The following is a 17,683-nucleotide window of genomic DNA, read 5'->3' as shown; positions in this document are numbered from 1 at the left end:
GCCGCGTGGGCGCGACCAGCCACGACGAAACCCGCACCCGAAGGAGCACAGTGACTGCCCTCATCGAATCCGAAGACCACAAGTCCCTCCGCGAAGCGGTATCCGCCTTCGCCGCCAACCACCCTCGCACCCTCGGCGCCGACAACCGGCAGTTCTGGCAGGAAGCCGCCAAGCTCGGCTACATCGGCGTCAGCCTCCCCGAGGCCTACGGCGGAGGCGGCGGCGGCATCACCGAACTCTCCCTGGTCCTCGAAGAGATGGGCGCCGCCGGCAACCCCCTGCTCATGATGATCGTCTCCCCGGCGATCTGCGGCACCGTCATAGCCCGCTTCGGCACCGACGAGCAAAAACGCGAGTGGCTCCCGCCCCTCGCGGACGGCACCCGCCTCATGGCCTTCGGCATCACCGAACCCGACGCCGGCTCCAACAGCCACCGCATCACCACCACCGCCCGCCGCGACACCGCCACCGGCGACTGGCTCCTGACCGGCCGCAAGGTCTTCGTCTCCGGCGTCGACATCGCCGACGCCACCCTGATCGTCGGCCGCACCGAGGACGCCCGCACCGGCAAGCTCAAGCCCTGCCTGTTCATCGTCCCCCGCGACACCCCCGGCTTCGAGCGCCGCCCCATCGACATGGAACTCAACGCCGCCGAGAAGCAGTTCGAGCTGGTCCTCGACGACGTGCGACTGCCCGCCGACGCGCTCGTCGGCGACGAGGACGCGGGCCTCCTCCAGCTCTTCGCCGGGCTCAACCCCGAGCGCATCATGACGGCCGCCTTCGGCATCGGCATGGGCCGTTACGCCCTCTCCCGGGCCCTGGAGTACGCCCGTGAGCGCACGGTCTGGAAGACCCCCATCGGCGCCCACCAGGCCATCGCCCACCCCCTCGCCCAGGCCCACATCGACCTCGAACTGGCCCGCCTGATGATGCAGAAGGCGGCTCACCTCTACGACGCCGGTGACGACATGGGCGCCGGCGAGGCCGCCAACATGGCCAAGTACGCCGCCGGGGAGGCCTGCGTGAAGGCCGTCGACCAGGCCGTGCACACCCTCGGCGGCAACGGCCTCACCCGCGAGTTCGGGCTCGCCCAGCTGATCACGGCCTCGCGCGTGGCCCGCATCGCCCCGGTGAGCAGGGAGATGATCCTCAACTACGTCTCCCACCAGACCCTCGGCCTGCCCAAGTCGTACTAGACCGCGTTCCCGACCCGTTGGAGGAGGAACCGTGTTCCGCAGCGAGTACGCAGACGTCCAGCCCGTCGACCTGCCCATCCACGAGGCCGTGCTCGGCCGCGCCGCCGAGTACGGCGACACTCCGGCGCTGATCGACGGCACCGACGGCACCACCCTCACCTACGAGCAGGTGGACCGGTTCCACCGGCGGGTCGCCGCCGCCCTCGCCGAGGCCGGCGTGCGCAAGGGCGACGTACTCGCCCTGCACAGCCCCAACACGGTCGCCTTCCCGCTCGCCTTCTACGCCGCCACCCGCGCGGGTGCCTCGGTCACCACCGTGCACCCGCTCGCCACGGCGGAGGAGTTCGCCAAGCAGCTCAAGGACTGCGCGGCCCGCTGGATCGTCACCGTCTCACCGCTGCTGGACACCGCCCGCCGGGCCGCCGAGCTCGCGGGCGGTGTCCAGGAGATCCTGGTGTGCGACAGCGCGCCCGGCCACCGCTCGCTCGTCGACATGCTGGCCTCCACCGCCCCCGAACCCTCCGTCGGCATCGACCCCGCCGAGGACGTCGCCGTACTGCCGTACTCCTCCGGCACCACCGGCACCCCCAAGGGCGTGATGCTCACCCACCGGCAGATCGCCACCAACCTCGCCCAGCTCGAACCGGCGATCCCGGCCGCCCCGGGCGAACGCGTCCTCGCCGTACTGCCGTTCTTCCACATCTACGGGCTGACGGCCCTCGTGAACGCCCCGCTGCGGCTCGGCGCCACCGTCGTCGTCCTGCCCCGCTTCGACCTGGAGCAGTTCCTCGCGGCCATCCAGAACCACCGCATCACCGGCCTGTACGTCGCCCCGCCGATCGTCCTCGCCCTCGCCAAGCACCCCCTGGTCGCCGACTACGACCTCTCCTCGCTGAAGTACGTCATCAGCGCCGCCGCCCCCCTGGACGCGAACCTCGCCGCCGCCTGCTCGCGGCGGCTCGGCCTGCCGCCCGTCGGCCAGGCCTACGGCATGACCGAACTGTCCCCGGGCACCCACGTCGTCCCCCTCGACGCCATGCACGACGCCCCGCCCGGCACCGTCGGCAAGCTCATCGCGGGAACCGAGATGCGCGTCGTCTCCCTCGACGACCCCGGCAAGGACCTCCCCGTCGGTGAGTCCGGCGAGATCCTCATCCGCGGACCCCAGGTCATGAAGGGCTACCTCGGCCGACCCGACGCCACCGCCGCCATGATCGACGAGGCGGGGTGGCTGCACACCGGGGACGTAGGGCACGTGGACGGTGACGGCTGGCTGTTCGTCGTCGACCGGGTCAAGGAACTGATCAAGTACAAGGGCTTCCAGGTCGCCCCCGCCGAACTCGAAGCCCTCCTGCTCACCCACCCCGGCATCGCCGACGCCGCCGTCATCGGCACCTGCAACGACGACGGCAACGAGGTCCCGCACGCCCACGTCGTACGCCGCCCCACCGCCCCCGACCTCTCCGCGGGGGAGATCATGATGTACGTCGCCGAACGCGTCGCCCCCTACAAACGCGTCCGCCAGGTCACCTTCGTCGACGGCGTGCCCCGGGCGGCCAGCGGCAAGATCCTCCGCCGGGAACTGCGAGGCCGCTCATGAGCCTCGTCGCCCGCGCCCGGGAACGGGGCGTCGAGACCCTCACCCTCGACTCCCCGCACAACCGCAACGCCCTGTCCGCCGCCCTCGTCACCGAACTCACCGACGCCCTCACCGACGCCGGCGAGGACACCGGCGTGCGCGCCGTCCTCCTCACCCACACCGGCAACACCTTCAGCGCCGGCGCCGACCTGCGCGACCCGCCCGACCCGGACGCCCTGGTCGCGCTGTTGAGGCGGATCGTCGAACTGCCCAAGCCCGTCGTCGCCCGCGTCGACGGCCACGTCCGCGCGGGCGGCCTCGGCCTGCTCGGCGCCTGCGACGTCGCGGCCGCCTCCACCGCCTCGACGTTCGCCTTCACCGAGGTCCGCATCGGCGTCGCCCCCGCCGTCATCTCCCTCACCCTCCTGCCCCGCACCGACCCCCGCGCCCTCGCCCGCCACTACCTCACCGGCGAACGCCTCGACGCCGCCGAAGCCACCAGGACCGGCCTGGTCACGGCGGCGGGCGACGACGTGGACGCCGTACTCGAACCCGTCCTCGACGGTGTGCGCCGTGCCTCACCTCAGGGCCTGGCCGAGACGAAACGGCTGCTCACGGCTAGGGTGCTGGAGGCCTTCGACCGGGACGCGGCCCAGCTGACCGCGCTCTCGGCCCGGCTGTTCGCCTCCCCGCAGGCACGCGAGGGGATGACGGCCTTCCTCGAACGACGGGATCCACAATGGGTGGTGTGAGCGGCGCCGTGCACGCGGCCGACCGCGCGGAACGCGTCCCCAAGCAGGACCGCAGCCGGGCCACCCGGCAGCGGCTCCTGGAAGCCGCCGTGGCCTGCCTCGCCGAGCACGGCTGGGCCGGCTCCACGGTCTCCGTCGTCGCCGAACGCGCCGGCGTCTCCCGGGGCGCCGCCCAGCACCACTTCCCGACCCGCGAGGACCTCTTCACCGCCGCCGTCGAGTACGTCGCCGAGCAGCGCTCCGTCGCGCTGCGCGCCCTCTTCCCCGAGGGCGCCGGCCCCGGCGACCGGCACGCCGTCGTCGCCGCGCTCGTCGACCTCTACACCGGCCCCCTCTTCCGCGCCGCCCTCCACCTGTGGGTGGCCGCCTCCAACGAGGAGCAGCTGCGGGGCCGGGTGACCGAGCTGGAGGCCCGCGTCGGCCGCGAGACCCACCGCATCGCCGTCGACCTCCTCGGCGCCGACGAGAGCCGCCCCGGTGCCCGCGAAACCGTCCAGGGCCTCCTCGACATGGCCCGCGGTCTCGGCCTCGCCAACCTCCTCACCGACGACACGGCCCGCCGGGAACGGGTCGTGGAGCAGTGGGCGCGGCTGCTGAGCGTGGTACTGGACTGACGTGCCCGGCCGTCAGCCGAGCCGCAGGTTGTCGACGCGGCAGCGCAAGTGCGGCGCACCGGCGAACTTGGCGTCCACGGTGACGAGCGCGGCGTCGAGGGTCTCGGCGAGAGCGACGTAGGAGGCGTCGTAGGGCCACATGTTGTGCCGCAGCTCCCAGACGCGGGGCAGCAGCGGCACATGGTCGTAGCGCCTCAGCGGCATCCGCCCCAGAAGCTGCAGCGCACGCTCCGCCTCGCCCTCGGGCAGCTTGTTGCCGCGTACGAGGCCGCGCAGGACGGACGCGCACTCCAGGTCGACGGCGTGCGGTGCGGCCAGCCGGTGGTCCAGGGTGCGGGCCCGGACCCGCTCGGCGAGTTCGTCGCCGCCCACGAGGAACTCCACGAGAGCGGAGGTGTCCAGGACGAGCACGCTCACCCGCGGGCCTCGCGCAGATCACGCAGGACGTCGGTGACGTCGTCCGCCGACACGTTGCCGCGCGAGGCGATCGCACGCGCTTCGGCCGCCGCTTCGGCGGGCGACAGCAGCGCCGCCTCACTCACCAGCAGCTGCAGGACGTAGTTCTGCAGGGACTGCCCCGTGCGCGCCGCTCTCGCCTTCAGCGTGCGCAGTGAGTCCTCCGGGACGTCCCGCACGTGGATCGTAGCCATGCAAGCATTCTAGTCCCAGAGCGAGCGAAGTGCTTGCGGATCTCACGGACTCAGCCGCTCCACCCGCCACCCCCCGCCCGCCCCCGCCACGTACCGCAGCCGGTCGTGCAGCCGGTTCTCCCGCCCCTGCCAGAACTCCACCGCGTCCGGCACCACCCGGAACCCGCCCCAGTGCGGCGGCACCGGCACCTGCTCGCCCTCCGGATAGCGCGCCGCCAGCCCGGCGTACGCGGCGTCCAGGGCGTCCCGGCCGGCCACCACCGACGACTGGGCGCTGGCCCAGGCACCCAGCTGGGAGCCGTGCGGCCGGGTCCGGAAGTACCCGGCGGTCTCGTCCCGCCCGGTCCGCCGCGCCGTCCCCGTCACGATGACCTGCCGGGCCATCGGATGCCACGGGAACAGCAGCGACACGTACGGATTCCCGCCCAGCTCACGGCCCTTGCGCGACTCGTAGTTGGTGTAGAAGACGAAGCCCCGCTCGTCGAAGTGCTTCAGCAGCACCGTGCGGGAGCTGGGCCGGCCCTCGGCGTCCGCCGTGGAGACGACCATCGCGTTCGGCTCGAACAGCCCGCCCTCCGTCGCGGCCTGCTTGAACCAGCGCGCGAACTGCTCCAGGGGCGTGGCGGCCAGCTCGGACTCGGCAAGCCCCTCGGCCCGGTACTGCTTGCGCATCGAGGCGAGATCGAAGGGGACGGCATCGCGGTCGGTCACAGCGGCCATCCTGCCGCATCCACCGCGCCCTCCACTGCGTCCTTCGTCACGTCCTCCGCCCCGCCCTCCGGGCAGAAAGTGGCACTCAGTGCCGCCACCCCTCCCCAAAGGTGGCACTCGGAGATATCGTGCTGATCCCGTCCCGGTTGGATGACCCGAGGCCGAACGGGGCATCACAGGGGTGACCGGAGACCGGGACCGCGAGTCGTCGACCGACCGCGGATCCACAGGAACCGGGTGTTCCGGTGTTCCGAGACGGGCCGGTCGCCACACATACGATCACGAGGAGCCGCCTGATGTCCGACTTCGCACCCGGGCTCGAAGGAGTCGTCGCGTTCGAGACGGAGATCGCCGAACCCGACAAGGAGGGCGGCGCCCTCCGCTACCGCGGCGTCGACATCGAGGACCTGGTCGGGCACGTCTCCTTCGGGAACGTCTGGGGCCTGCTCGTCGACGGCGCCTTCAACCCCGGCCTGCCCCCGGCCGAACCCTTCCCCATCCCCGTGCACTCCGGCGACATCCGCGTCGACGTGCAGTCGGCGCTCGCCATGCTCGCCCCCGTCTGGGGCCTCAAACCGCTCCTCGACATCGACGCCGAGCAGGCCCGCGCCGACCTCGCCCGCGCCGCCGTCATGGCCCTGTCCTACGTCGCCCAGTCCGCCCGCGGCCAGGGCCTGCCCATGGTCCCGCAGCGCGAGATCGACAAGGCCCAGTCCGTCGTCGAACGCTTCATGATCCGCTGGCGCGGCGAACCCGACCCCAGGCACGTCGCCGCCGTCGACGCCTACTGGACCTCCGCCGCCGAGCACGGCATGAACGCCTCCACCTTCACCGCCCGCGTCATCGCCTCCACCGGCGCCGACGTGGCCGCCGCCCTCTCCGGAGCCGTCGGCGCCATGTCCGGCCCGCTGCACGGCGGCGCCCCCTCCCGCGTCCTGCACATGATCGAGGAGATCGAACGCACCGGGGACGCCGAGGCCTACGTCAGGAAGACCCTCGACGCGGGCGAACGCCTCATGGGCTTCGGCCACCGCGTCTACCGCGCCGAGGACCCCCGCGCCCGCGTCCTGCGCCGCACCGCCCGCGAACTGGGCGCCCCGCGCTACGAGGTCGCCGAGGCCCTGGAGAAGGCCGCCCTGGCCGAACTCCACGCCCGCCGCCCCGACCGGGTCCTCGCCACCAACGTCGAGTTCTGGGCCGCCATCATGCTGGACTTCGCCGAGGTCCCGGCCCACATGTTCACCTCGATGTTCACCTGCGCCCGCACGGCCGGCTGGTCCGCGCACATCCTGGAACAGAAGCGCACCGGCCGCCTGGTCCGCCCCTCGGCCCGCTACGTCGGCCCGGGCCCCCGCGACCCGCGCTCGATCGAGGGCTACGCCGACATCGCGGGCTGACGGACCGCGCCGTACACGCAGACGACCCGCGAGTCTGGTTCCTCCGGAGAGGAGCCGGCCGGACGTACCGGCGACTCGCGGGTCGGGTGACTGCTTGGGATTGGGCCGGCTGCGCGCGTCTTTCACGCACTGGTCCGGCACCGCACTGGGTGTGGTGGCGAGCCGCTAGCCCGCAGTCACCTCACGCGTCCGGTAGTCATACATCTGCCGAACCACCTCCCTTCTGTGTGCTCCCCACATTAGGAACTGACCGCCCGCCCATCAACGCCTTTTTTCCGAACCCGCCCGCCACCCTCCGCCGACGATCACCCATGGACGCGTCCGCGCTGGCCACCTACCGTTTCGCCCATGACGAAGCACCAGGGGGAACCGCCGGTCAGGCGGGCGATAGTCAGTGGGTCGACGTTCGAGGAGCGGATCGGGTACGCCCGGGCCGTCGTCGACGGGGACCGGGTGCACGTGTCGGGGACGACCGGGTTCGACTACGCGTCGATGACCATCTCCGAGGACGTGGTGGAGCAGGCCGGGCAGTGCCTGCGCAACGTCGGGGCGGCACTGGCCGAGGCGGGGTGCACGTTCGCGGACGTCGTGCGGGTGCGGTACCTGCTGCCCGCGCGGGAGGACTTCGAGCCGTGCTGGCCGGTGCTGCGGCGGGCGTTCGGCGAGGTGCGGCCGGCCGCGACCATGATGGTGTGCGGGCTCGCGGACGAGCGGATGCGGATCGAGATCGAGGCGGACGCGCGGCGCGGGCCGGTCGGTCCGGGCGCCGGGCTGCGCGTCGAGGCCGTGGCCGGGGACGCCATGGTGGAGGAGTGGCGGCACGTCCACGACGAGGTGGTGCCGCCCGCCGCGATGACCCCGGAACAGGCGCGGGAGCGGGCCGGGCGGTACCGGCTGGCCAACGCCTACCTCGGGGACGTGCTCGTCGGGTGTTCCACGGTGCGGCCGCCCGAGGGGGAGGAGCGGGTGGCGACCGTGATCGCCCGGGTGCTGCCCGCGTTCCGGGGGCGCGGGATCGGCACGGCGCTCCACGAGGCGGGCATGGCGGAGGCGGCCGCGCTCGGCGCCGGGGCGGTGGAGACCGTGGTGCTGGCGGCCAACGGTGACGGGTTGCGGTTCGCCGAGGGGCGTGGGTTCGTGGAACGGGAGCGGTACGTGTTGGATGGCGAGAGCGACGAGTGGGTCGACCTGAGGCTCGCCGCGCACCCGTCATGACGGGGGCGTATGCCGAGTTTCCGCAGTACAACGATTTCCGCAATCTTGTGGGAACTCGGTGTGTGCTGCATCACGTTCGAGTTGAATGAAGGCCAGTGACGCAGCCTGCAGGGGGTCCAGGTGAGTGCTTCCCGGCGTAGTGGGACCACCGACGAGCTGGGGCCGGACGAGCCGGAACAGCCCGAGCGGGACGGCGCGGACCTGTTGGCCGCGCTGCTCGACGGCATGGACGCGGCCCTGTGCGCCTTCGACGCGGACGGGGTGGTCACCCACTGGAACCGCGAGGCGGAGCGGATCCTCGGCTGGAGCGCGGCCGAGGCCGTGGGGCGGCAGGGATTCGCCGGGTGGGCCGTGCGGCGGGCGGACGCCGGGGAGGTCGAGGAGCGGCTGCTGTCCGCGATGCGCGCCCCGGGCCGGCAGGTGCACGAGTTCGCGTTGCTGACCAAGGACGGCGGGCGGGTGCTGGTGCGCACCCAGTCCGCGGCCGTGCGCGGTCCCGACGGCCGGCCCGCCGGGGTGTACTGCGCGTTCAGCGAGGTGCACACGCAGATCGACCTGGAGCGCTCCATCGCGCTGAGCGAGGCCCTGCTGGAGGACGCGAGCTGGGGCGTCGTACTGGTGGACGTGGATCTGCGGCCGGCGGTGGTGAACGAGCACGCGGCGCGGGCCCTGGGCGCCGGGCGTACGTCCGTACTGGGGCGGCCGCTGGGCGATCTGCTCGCGCAGGGCGTGGAGGAGCTGGAGAGCGCGCTGACGCACGTGCTGGCGGAGGGCGCGCCGCCCGGCCCCGCCGAGGTCTGGGTGAGCGTGCGCACGCCGGAGGGCGAGCGGCGCCGGTGCTGGCGCAGCGGGTTCGTGCGGCTGGCGTCGCCGCTGGCGGAGGAACCGGTGCCGCTGGGCGTGGGCTGGCTGTTCCAGGACATCACGGAGGGCAAGCAGGCCGAGCAGGAGGCGGCGCTGCTGCGCTTCCGCACCAACCAGCTGCACCGTGCGGCGCGGGCGGCGGCAGAGTGCGAGGATCCCGCGGAGGCGGCGGTCGTCCACCTGGACTTCGCGCTCGCCGGGTTCGCCGACCACGCCCTGATCGACCGGGTGGCGGGCGGGGGCGGGCCCCGGGCGGGCGAGTCCGAGGCGGCGGAGCCACAAGCGCCGGGACCGGTGCGGCTGGTGCGGGTGGCGGCGACGCCGTCCGGAGCACCGGGGCCGAGCGTGCCGACCGGGACGTCCGGCATGCCGGTGCGCTACGCCGAGGGGCACCCGGCGGTGCAGTGCGTGGAGCGGGCGGGCTCGGTGCGGGCCAGTGCCGGTGTCCGCGCGGTGCCGGCGGAGCGGGTGCGCCAGTGGGCGACGGCCCGGCAGTGGCCGGCGGACACGGTGCACGGCCTGTGCGCGGTCCTGCGCAGCCGGGGCCGGACGCTGGGCGTCGTGACGTTCCTGCGCGGCTCGGGGCGCAGCGCGTTCGAGCGCTCGGACGCGGTGTACGCCGAGGACGTGGCGGTGCGCATCGCGGCGGCGCTGGATCTCGCCGGGGCGGTGGACGAGCGGTAGCGGTCGGTCCTGGCCGGGTGCCCGCTCAGCGGCGGTAGAAGATCCGGTCCCCGTACTGGTCCAGTACCCGCCCGTTCCACTCGTGGCCGCCGTCGACGTTGCCCGAGCGCAGCAGGGGCGGTTCGATGCCGCGGTCGGCGAGGGCGGCGGCCGCCGTGGCCGTCATGGCCTGCATCAGGGCGCTGGTGACGACCGTGGAGGCGGGCGCGAAGGGCGCGGGGACGGTGTCGAGCGTGAGCTCCGCGTCGCCGACGGCGATCTTCGAGTCCAGCACGATGTCGCAGTGGTCCTTGAGGAAGGTGCCGGAGGCGTGCCGCGACCTGGTCTCGGAGGCGTACGCCACCGAGGTCACGCCGATGACGCGGACGCCGAGGGCGCGGGCGTTGATGGCCATCTCCACGGGCAGCGCGTTGCGCCCGGACAGGGAGATGATCACCAGGGCGTCGCCCGCGCGGATCGGCGAGGAGTCCAGTACGGCGCTCGCGAGGCCGTCCACCCGCTCCAGCGCGGAGCCGAGCGTGGCCGGCATGACGTCGACGCCGACGACGCCGGGCACGGAGAGCAGGTTCATCAGGGCGAGGCCGCCGGCGCGGTAGACGACGTCCTGGGCGGCGAGGGAGGAGTGGCCGGCGCCGAAGGCGAAGAGCCGGCCGCCGTCGGCCACGGTGTCGGCGAGCAGCGTGCCGGCCGCCTCGACGGAGTCGGCCTCCTCGTCGCGGACCCGTCGCAGGAGGTCGATCGCGGCGTCGATGAACCGCCCGGCCGGCTTGCGGTCGCTCATGCGGGACCCCTTCGGTGTGGCTGCGTCGCGATCACCGTGCGGTCTGGACCAGTGCGGTGTCAATACGGCGTCGACACCGCCGGACGGGCCGCGCGGGCCCGGCATTCCGCGGCGCGGCACGGTTGTCGGTGGTATGCGTCAGAATTGGGTCAGGGCCAGCGCACGCGCCGGTGGGCCGTAGCCTCCGGCAATCTCATCAAGGGGCAGGTATGTCCGGACTGATCGACACCACGGAGATGTATCTCCGCACCATTCTCGAGCTGGAGGAGGAAGGTGTGGTCCCGATGCGCGCCCGGATCGCCGAGCGGCTCGACCAGAGCGGCCCGACGGTCAGCCAGACGGTGGCGCGGATGGAGCGCGACGGCCTGGTGTCCGTGGCGGCCGACCGGCACCTGGAGCTGACCGACGAGGGCCGTCGGCTGGCCACGCGGGTGATGCGCAAGCACCGGCTCGCGGAGTGCCTGCTCGTCGACGTGATCGGCCTGGAGTGGGAGCAGGTGCACGCCGAGGCCTGCCGCTGGGAGCACGTGATGAGCGAGGCCGTCGAGCGCCGGGTGCTGGAGCTGCTGCGGCACCCGACCGAGTCGCCGTACGGCAACCCGATCCCGGGCCTGGAGGAGCTGGGCGAGGCGGACGGCGCCGATCCGTTCCTGGACGAGGGCATGGTGTCCCTCGCCGACCTGGACCCGGGCATGGAGGGCAAGACGGTCGTGGTGCGCCGGATCGGCGAGCCGATCCAGACGGACGCGCAGCTGATGTACACGCTGCGCCGGGCGGGCGTGCAGCCCGGCTCGGTGGTGAGCGTGACCGAGTCGGCCGGCGGCGTGCTGGTGGGCAGCGGCGGCGAGGCGGCGGAGCTGGAGACGGAGACCGCCTCGCACGTGTTCGTCGCCAAGCGCTGACCGGTCCTCGCCGGCGCGGTGCGCCGAATCGCAGCGCCCGGCCACCGCGCGTGCAAGGCTGTGGCGTGAGCGTACGACGTGAGGGCTCTGGGCCGTGGTGTGACAGCGATGTCGTCCCGGCCGGAGAGGGGGAGGGGCGTGCTGCTGAGACGGAGAGGGCCCCGGCGCCCTGTGGCGCCGGGGCCTGTCCTCCCCTGTGCTGACCCGGAGCCCCGAGCTCTCAGGGTCAATCCCCTCGGACCGTTTTCCCCGAGCGGCCCGCCTCCCGTTGAAGATCTCCCCCCGGCGGCGGCGATCAATCCCTGACGGGGGTCACTCGAACGAGGGGTGTTGGTCGCCGGATCAGCATTCTCGAATACGCATTCGATACTCTGCGAGCGTCGGACGGCCCTGAGCGGATGCCGGCCCGTCACGGCGACAACGACAGGCACGACAGGCAGGACACGGTTCACAGGACCGGCCGGCCCGGTGGGGCGGGCGGTCCGAGCGGAGCTTGGGGGTGCCAGGATCATGGCGCGACGCATCGACGTGACCGGCGCGGGTGGCGTACGGCTCGCGGCCTGGGAGTTCGGCGACCCTCCCAAGACGGACCGGACCGACCGCACGGACCCCGTGGACGCCATCGACCCCATCGGCCCCATCGACCCCGTGGATCTCGTGGACCGCGGTGGCGGCTCCGCCGACCCGGCCGGTGAGCTGCCGGGTGTGCTGTTACTGCACGGCCTGATGGGCCGCGCCTCCCACTGGGCCCCCACCGCCCGCTGGCTCGCCGCCCGGCACCGGGCCGTCGCGCTCGACCAGCGCGGCCACGGCCGCAGCGACAAGCCACCGCGGGGCGCCTACACCCGGGAGGCCTACGTGGAGGACGCCGAGGCCGCCCTGGAGCAGCTCGGTCTCGGCCCGGCCGTCCTGATCGGCCACGCCATGGGCGCGCTGACCGCCTGGCAGCTCGCCGCCAAACGTCCCGACCTGGTCCGCGGCCTGGTCGTCTGCGACATGCGGGCCTCCGCCCTCGGCGCCGCGTCCCAGCACACCTGGACCGAGTGGTTCCGCGCCTGGCCGGTCCCCTTCGCCACCCTCGCCGACGTACGCAAGTGGTTCGGCGAGGACGACCCGTGGGTGGAGCGCCCGAATCCGGCCCGGGGGGAGTTCTACGCCGAGGTGATGGCCGAGTCCCCGGACGGCTGGCGGCCGGTCTTCGAGCCGGAGCAGATGCTGCGCTCCCGCGAGACATGGGTCTACGACGCCCACTGGGAGGAGCTGGCCCAGGTCCGCTGCCCCACGCTGGTCGTCCGCGGCCTCGACGGCGAGCTGGGCCGCGCCGAGGCCCAGGAGATGGTCCGAGTCCTGCCGCACGGCCGGTACGCGGAGGTCGCCGACGCCGGCCACCTCGTCCACTACGACCAGCCGGAGGCGTGGCGCGCGGCCATCGAACCGTTCCTCGACAGCCTCCGCGACGGCGGCTGAGCCGGCCGGGTGCCGTCAGCCCTTGCTGACCGCCGTGAGGATCTCAGGCAGCCGCCCGGCCGTGCGCGGCGCGGCCAGCCGCAGGCCGGCCAGCGTCAGCCCCGCGCCGTACACCGCGCCCACCGGAAGCAGCAGCGGGCTCCCGTCACCGCGTACGTTCAGCCAGATCGCCAGCGCGATCACGGGTGCGCACAGCAGGGCCGCGCCGACCATGCCGCCGAGGATCGAGATCCAGGCCAGCCCGACCTGACCGGGGGCGACGTTCTTGTGGCCCTCCTGCGGGATGGAGTACGGGAAGCGCGCCGAGGTCCACGCCCCGGTCGCCAGCATCGCGCCGAGCAGCGCGAAGGACAGGCCCAGGGCCTCGGGCAGGGTCCGCCAGTCGTCGAGCATCGCCGTGGTCAGGACGGTGACGAGGGTCGCGTACGGCAGGGTGATCAGCAGCAGGGCCAGCGCGCGGGCGCGCAGCTCCACGTAGGCGTCCCTGGTCGAGGAGATGGTCAGCGCCACCATCCAGAAGGCGGACGTGTCCTGCCCGAACTGGTTGTACATCTGGATGCCGAGCATCCCGGCGGCGAAACAGGCGAAGTACACCGAGCCGGTGCCCTGCCAGGCGTTGAAGACCGGCACGATCAGGCCGATGGCCAGCGAGGTCACCCACGCCGCCTTCGTCTTCGGATCGCGCCACACGTAGCGCAGGGTGCGCTCCATCGTCGTACCGGTGCGGCCGGCGGGCAGCAGCCGGGAGAGGCCCGGGGCGCCGCGCTCGCGCACCGGACGGGTGTCGCTCGGGAGGGTGGACCCGTCCGGCGCGGTCATCAGCCGCGTCAGGTGCCGCTCCCACACCCGCAGCAGCAGCACCAGCGCCGCAGCCGTCAGGGCCAGCTGCGCCAGCGCGGTGGCCCAGGACCCGTCGCTCGCCGCGTGCATCGCGCCGACGGCCGAGGCGGGCGGCACCCAGCGCAGTACGTCGGCCGCCGGGTCGAGCTGCTCCAGCCCGGACGAACCCAGCCGCTGTGCACCGAAGTTGACGACCTGCGCCCCGACCGCGACGACCAGCCCGCTCAGCACCGCCAGGTCGCGGCCCTTGCGGCTGGTCAGCAGCCGTACGTTGGCGGCGGCGACGGCCCGCGCGAGGGTCACGCACACCAGCAGCGCGAGGACACCGCCGACGACGCCGACGACGTACGCCGCCCAGCCGTGCGCGACCGCGACCACCGAACCGGCCAGCACGCACAGCGTGAACAGCGGCCCGATACCCACCAGCGACGCCGTGAGCAGGGCCCGGACCAGCGGGCGTGGCCGCAGCGGCAGCATCACCAGCCGGGTCGCGTCCAGCGTCTCGTCGCCGCCGGGGAAGAACAGCGGCATCACCGCCCAGCCGAGACCCAGCACCGCCGCCAGCAGGACGACCAGCGAGTCCACGTGGTCGTACCCGCGCAGGGCGATCAGACCGATCAGCTGGAGCGCGGCGAAGAGCAGCACGGCGACGGCGGAGGCGATGTAGGCGGCCCGCCGCCCGCCGGACCGGCGCAGCCCGTTGCGCAGGAGCGACAGTTTCAGCCGTACGAAGACGGAGGTGACCGACGCGTTCACCGGGACCCGCCGCCCAGCCAGTCCAGGCCCGGCCCGGCGTCCAGGGCCCCGGCACCGACGAGTTCGAGGAACGCCTGCTGCAGGGAGGCCGCCTCGCCGCGCACCTCGGCGAGCGTGCCGGTGGCGCGGATGCGGCCCGCGGCCATCACGGCCACCCAGTCGCACAGGGACTCCACCAGCTCCATGACGTGGGAGGAGAAGACGACGGTGGCGCCGGAGGCGGTGTAACGCTCAAGGACGCCCCGGATCGTCTGCGCCGACACCGGGTCGACGCCCTCGAACGGCTCGTCCAGGAAGAGCACTTCGGGATTGTGCAGCAGGGCGGTGGCCAGCCCGATCTTCTTCCGCATGCCGGTGGAGTAGTCGACGACCAGCTTGTGCTGGGCCCCGGCCAGGTCCAGCACGTCCAGCAGCTGGGTCGCCCGCCGGTCCACCTCGTCACCGGGCAGACCGCGCAACCGCCCGGTGTAGCCGAGCAGTTCCCGCCCGGACAGCCGCTCGAACAGCCGCAGTCCCTCCGGCAGCACCCCGATCCGCGCCTTCACCTCGGCCGGGTCCCGCCACACGTCGTGCCCGACGACCTCGACCGTCCCCTGATCCGGCCGCAGCAGCCCGGTCACCATGGAGAGAGTGGTGGTCTTCCCCGCCCCGTTCGGCCCGACGAGCCCGATGAACTTGCCCGCGGGCAGCTCCAGATCGATCCCGCCAACGGCGACCTGCTGCCCGAACCGCTTCCAGAGCCCTTGCACGCGTACGGCACTCGCACCCACCACGTCTCTCCCTCCGTCACTTGAACCCTACGGGGGAGCAGCGCCCTGAAAGGGGCGCGGGGCTGTGCCGATATGCGGCTCCGCCGCGCGGGCGCGATCAGCCACGCGCAGCCGGCAGCCGCCACAAGACCTCGACCAGGCAGATGAACAGGCGCCCCTAACGATCCCTGCCGCACGCATACGCCAACGGCGACACCAACTCCTCCACATCCGGCAGCCACCGATTCGCCGGCGTAGGCCGGCAGGCCCACTGCACGGCCCCCCGCGTCCCGTACCGCGTAGGCGGCGCAGCCACGTACGCCCCTTCCCCGAGCGCCGTGAGATCGAGCAGCCGCGGCGCCCAGCCCAGCTTCCGCACCAGCTCCGGCACCTTCGCGGCGGCCCCCGGAAGGACGAAGAACCGCATCCGCCGGTCCGGCGTCAGCGTCACCGGCCCGAGCGTCAGATCCATCCGCTCCATCCGCGCCAGCGCCAGGAACCCCGCGGTCTCCGGCACGTCGATCGCGTCGAACGTCCGCCCCGTGGGCAGCAGGATCGAGGCCGCCGGCTGCTTCTGCCACATCCTGCGGGCGACGGTCGCGCTGCCCGTCGCCTGCGTCGCCCAGTCCTCGCGCGCCGGGTGCGCGCCCGGGGCGGCGCACACCGGGTCCCCGCAGGAACAGCGCTGCTCCCCGTCGGCTGCTTCCAGCCAGGTGCCGGGGAACACGTCCCAGTGGCGTTCCTCGGCGTAGCGTACGGCGGTCTCCAGCAGCGACGCGCCTCGCTGCTGCGGGATCTGGGTGGCTTCGGTGCCGGGGATGGTCTCTGTCACGTGGAACTCAACTCCCGTGCTCACCGGGGGTTACGGCGGTTGCGCGCGCGGGGGAGGAGCATCGGTTCCGCATCCGGGGCGCATGGGTGCATGTACGGGGGCGCGCGGGAGGATTCGCCGCCGGAGCTGGGTAGCCACGTCTGGGGCCGACGCCGGCCGGCGTCGGCCGTCATCCCCGGCAATCCTCGCAAGCTTCGCAAGTCTCGCATTGTCGGCACATCGACTGGGCATTGATCTTCACGGCCGGATCTTCTCGTCCGCCGGGACAGCATCGAGACCGTATGAGACCGCATGGGGGTTACGCCATGGCCGCAAGGCCTCTCGTCGCGCGGCAGCCGAACGAACGACTGCAGGCGCTCATTCAGGAAGCGGGCTGCTCGAACGCGGGCCTCGCCCGCCGGGTCAACGTGTGCGGGATCGAGCACGGACTCGACCTGCGGTACGACAAGACCTCGGTGGCCCGCTGGCTGCGCGGGCAGCAACCGCGCGGCCGGGCACCGGCGATCATCGCCGAGGCGCTCGGACGCAAGCTCGGCCGCACGGTCACGATCGACGAGATCGGCATGGCCAACGGCAAGAACCTCGCCTCGGGTGTCGGCCTCCAGTTCTCGCCGACGGTACTGGGAGCCATCGAGCAGGTCTGCGAGCTGTGGCGCAGTGATGTCGGGCGGCGGGACTTCCTGTCCGGGTCGTCCGTCGCCGCCTCGGCGCTCGTCGAACCCAGCCGGGACTGGCTGATCTCCGCCCCCGACTCCCAGGTGTCGCGCTCGGCCGGGCCACGGGTGGGGCCCTCCGACGTGGCGGCGGTGCGGGCGATGACGCAGGCGCTGGTGGACCTGGACCACCAGTACGGCAGCGGGCACGTGCGCCCGGTCGTCGTGCACTACCTGAACAGCGTCGTCTCGGGGCTGCTCGCGGGCTCCTACCGGGAGGCGGTGGGCCGGGAGTTGTTCGCCACGGTGGCGCGGCTGACCGAGCTGGCCGGGTACATGGCCGTCGACACCGGCCAGCCCGGACTCGCCCAGCGGTACTACATCCAGTCGCTGCGGCTCGCGCAGGCGGCCGGCGACCGCGGCTACGGCGGGTACGTGCTGGCCGCGTCCATGAGCCACCTCGCCGCACAGCTCGGAAACCCCCGGGAGATCGCGCAGTTGGCGCGCGCGGCGCAGGAGGGGGCACGCGGGCGGGTGACGCCGCGTGCGGAGGCGATGTTCCACGCCGCCGAGGCCCGCGGGCACGCGCTGCTGGGCGACGTACGGGCGGCCCACACGGCGGCCGGGCGGGCGGTCACCGCGATGGACGCCGCCGAACCGGCGGCCGGGGACGACCCGGTGTGGATCGCGCACTTCGACGAGGCCTACCTGGCCGACGAGTTGGCGCACTGCCACCGGGACCTGGGGGAAGCCGACGCGGCGGCGCGGTGCGCCCGGCAGTCGCTGGACGGGCACCCGGAGACGCGGGCGCGCAGGCGGGCCATCGGCCATGTGCTGCTGGCCACGGCCCAGGTGCAGCAGCGCGAGATCGAACAGGCCTGCACGACGGCGACGAAGGCCGTGGAACTGCTCGGGACGTTGCGGTCGAACCGGGGCGCCGAGTACCTGGACGACTTCCAGGCGCGGCTGGAACCGTACCGGGAGGAGGCGGTGGTGAGGGAGTTCGGGGCGCGGCTGGATCTGCGGGCCGCCGCGTGAACT

Annotated in this window: 17 protein-coding genes; 10 read left to right on the top strand and 7 right to left on the bottom strand. The window is 73.2% G+C overall.

The genetic code is table 11. The features are described 5' to 3' along the window. The first annotated feature begins 50 nt into the window (after positions 1-50). Genes M6G08_RS34950 through M6G08_RS34935 form a run of 4 tightly spaced genes read left to right on the top strand, consistent with a single transcriptional unit; the run spans position 51 to position 4,141 of the window. Positions 51-1,196, top strand: a complete 1,146-nt coding sequence (locus M6G08_RS34950; RefSeq protein WP_272591133.1) for an acyl-CoA dehydrogenase family protein — start codon at positions 51-53, stop codon at positions 1,194-1,196. Positions 1,197-1,227: 31 nt separating this feature from the next. Next, the gene (locus tag M6G08_RS34945; protein ID WP_272591132.1) at positions 1,228-2,796 is read left to right on the top strand and encodes a 4-coumarate--CoA ligase family protein; all 1,569 of its coding nucleotides are present in this window, start codon (positions 1,228-1,230) and stop codon (positions 2,794-2,796) included. Beyond that, positions 2,793-3,527 carry an enoyl-CoA hydratase family protein gene (locus tag M6G08_RS34940; RefSeq protein ID WP_272591131.1) on the top strand — a complete coding sequence of 245 codons (735 nt, stop codon included), beginning with the start codon at positions 2,793-2,795 and terminating at the stop codon, positions 3,525-3,527. Before M6G08_RS34945 ends, M6G08_RS34940 begins: the two co-directional genes overlap by 4 nt. After that, on the top strand, positions 3,515-4,141 hold the full coding sequence (locus tag M6G08_RS34935) for a TetR/AcrR family transcriptional regulator (protein WP_272591130.1): 627 nt from the start codon (positions 3,515-3,517) through the stop codon (positions 4,139-4,141). Before M6G08_RS34940 ends, M6G08_RS34935 begins: the two co-directional genes overlap by 13 nt. Positions 4,142-4,153: 12 nt before the next feature. Here M6G08_RS34935 and M6G08_RS34930 read toward each other — a convergent pair whose 3' ends face one another. From M6G08_RS34930 to pdxH, 3 genes are read right to left on the bottom strand one after another with little or no spacing between them, the layout of a single operon-like run. Beyond that, the gene (locus M6G08_RS34930) at positions 4,154-4,558 is read right to left on the bottom strand and encodes a type II toxin-antitoxin system VapC family toxin (protein ID WP_272591129.1); all 405 of its coding nucleotides are present in this window, start codon (positions 4,556-4,558) and stop codon (positions 4,154-4,156) included. Next, a complete protein-coding gene (locus tag M6G08_RS34925) occupies positions 4,555-4,791 on the bottom strand; it encodes a FitA-like ribbon-helix-helix domain-containing protein (RefSeq protein ID WP_272591128.1) in 237 nt (78 codons plus the stop codon). Before M6G08_RS34925 ends, M6G08_RS34930 begins: the two co-directional genes overlap by 4 nt. A 42-nt stretch (positions 4,792-4,833) precedes the next feature. Then, the gene (gene pdxH / locus M6G08_RS34920) at positions 4,834-5,511 is read right to left on the bottom strand and encodes a pyridoxamine 5'-phosphate oxidase (protein ID WP_383144791.1); all 678 of its coding nucleotides are present in this window, start codon (positions 5,509-5,511) and stop codon (positions 4,834-4,836) included. Between the two features lie 287 nt (positions 5,512-5,798). Here pdxH and M6G08_RS34915 point away from each other — a divergent pair, with 287 nt between their 5' ends. The 3 genes from M6G08_RS34915 (at position 5,799) to M6G08_RS34905 (ending at position 9,662) form a co-directional block, all read left to right on the top strand. Next, positions 5,799-6,899 (top strand): citrate synthase 2, encoded by a 1,101-nt coding sequence (locus M6G08_RS34915; RefSeq protein WP_272591126.1) that lies wholly within the window; start codon positions 5,799-5,801, stop codon positions 6,897-6,899. A 348-nt stretch (positions 6,900-7,247) separates the two neighbouring features. Next, complete coding sequence (locus M6G08_RS34910) at positions 7,248-8,114, top strand: GNAT family N-acetyltransferase (protein ID WP_272591125.1); 867 nt, start codon at positions 7,248-7,250, stop codon at positions 8,112-8,114. 120 nt (positions 8,115-8,234) lie between these two features. Beyond that, positions 8,235-9,662, top strand: a complete 1,428-nt coding sequence (locus tag M6G08_RS34905; RefSeq protein ID WP_272591124.1) for a PAS domain-containing protein — start codon at positions 8,235-8,237, stop codon at positions 9,660-9,662. A gap of 25 nt (positions 9,663-9,687) precedes the next feature. Here M6G08_RS34905 and M6G08_RS34900 read toward each other — a convergent pair whose 3' ends face one another. Beyond that, positions 9,688-10,443: an SIS domain-containing protein gene (locus tag M6G08_RS34900; RefSeq protein WP_272591123.1), complete on the bottom strand. Its 756-nt coding sequence runs from the start codon at positions 10,441-10,443 to the stop codon at positions 9,688-9,690. A gap of 209 nt (positions 10,444-10,652) precedes the next feature. On the opposite strand from M6G08_RS34900, the gene M6G08_RS34895 reads away from it, so the two are divergent. Further along, on the top strand, positions 10,653-11,345 hold the full coding sequence (locus M6G08_RS34895) for an iron-dependent transcriptional repressor DtxR (RefSeq protein WP_272591122.1): 693 nt from the start codon (positions 10,653-10,655) through the stop codon (positions 11,343-11,345). Positions 11,346-11,855: 510 nt separating this feature from the next. After that, positions 11,856-12,812, top strand: coding sequence for an alpha/beta fold hydrolase (locus tag M6G08_RS34890; protein ID WP_272591121.1), 957 nt, complete (start codon positions 11,856-11,858; stop codon positions 12,810-12,812). A 15-nt stretch (positions 12,813-12,827) separates the two neighbouring features. On the opposite strand, the gene M6G08_RS34885 is transcribed toward M6G08_RS34890, so the two are convergent. From M6G08_RS34885 to M6G08_RS34875, 3 genes are all read right to left on the bottom strand, one after another. After that, on the bottom strand, positions 12,828-14,408 hold the full coding sequence (locus tag M6G08_RS34885) for a transporter (RefSeq protein WP_272591120.1): 1,581 nt from the start codon (positions 14,406-14,408) through the stop codon (positions 12,828-12,830). Beyond that, positions 14,405-15,181, bottom strand: coding sequence for an ABC transporter ATP-binding protein (locus M6G08_RS34880; RefSeq protein ID WP_272591119.1), 777 nt, complete (start codon positions 15,179-15,181; stop codon positions 14,405-14,407). The genes M6G08_RS34885 and M6G08_RS34880 overlap by 4 nt, the downstream gene beginning before the upstream one ends. Before the next feature lie 154 nt (positions 15,182-15,335). Continuing rightward, positions 15,336-15,989, bottom strand: coding sequence for a bifunctional DNA primase/polymerase (locus M6G08_RS34875; protein WP_272591118.1), 654 nt, complete (start codon positions 15,987-15,989; stop codon positions 15,336-15,338). Between the two features lie 305 nt (positions 15,990-16,294). On the opposite strand from M6G08_RS34875, the gene M6G08_RS34870 reads away from it, so the two are divergent. After that, the gene (locus tag M6G08_RS34870; RefSeq protein ID WP_272591117.1) at positions 16,295-17,680 is read left to right on the top strand and encodes an NsdA family TPR-like regulatory protein; all 1,386 of its coding nucleotides are present in this window, start codon (positions 16,295-16,297) and stop codon (positions 17,678-17,680) included. The last annotated feature ends 3 nt before the right edge of the window (positions 17,681-17,683 follow it).

The sequence above is a fragment of the Streptomyces sp. M92 genome, assembly GCF_028473745.1.
GTDB lineage: Bacteria > Actinomycetota > Actinomycetes > Streptomycetales > Streptomycetaceae > Streptomyces.
The sequence above is the reverse complement of the archived record's forward strand: the minus strand, read 5'-3'. Positions and strand labels throughout refer to the sequence as shown.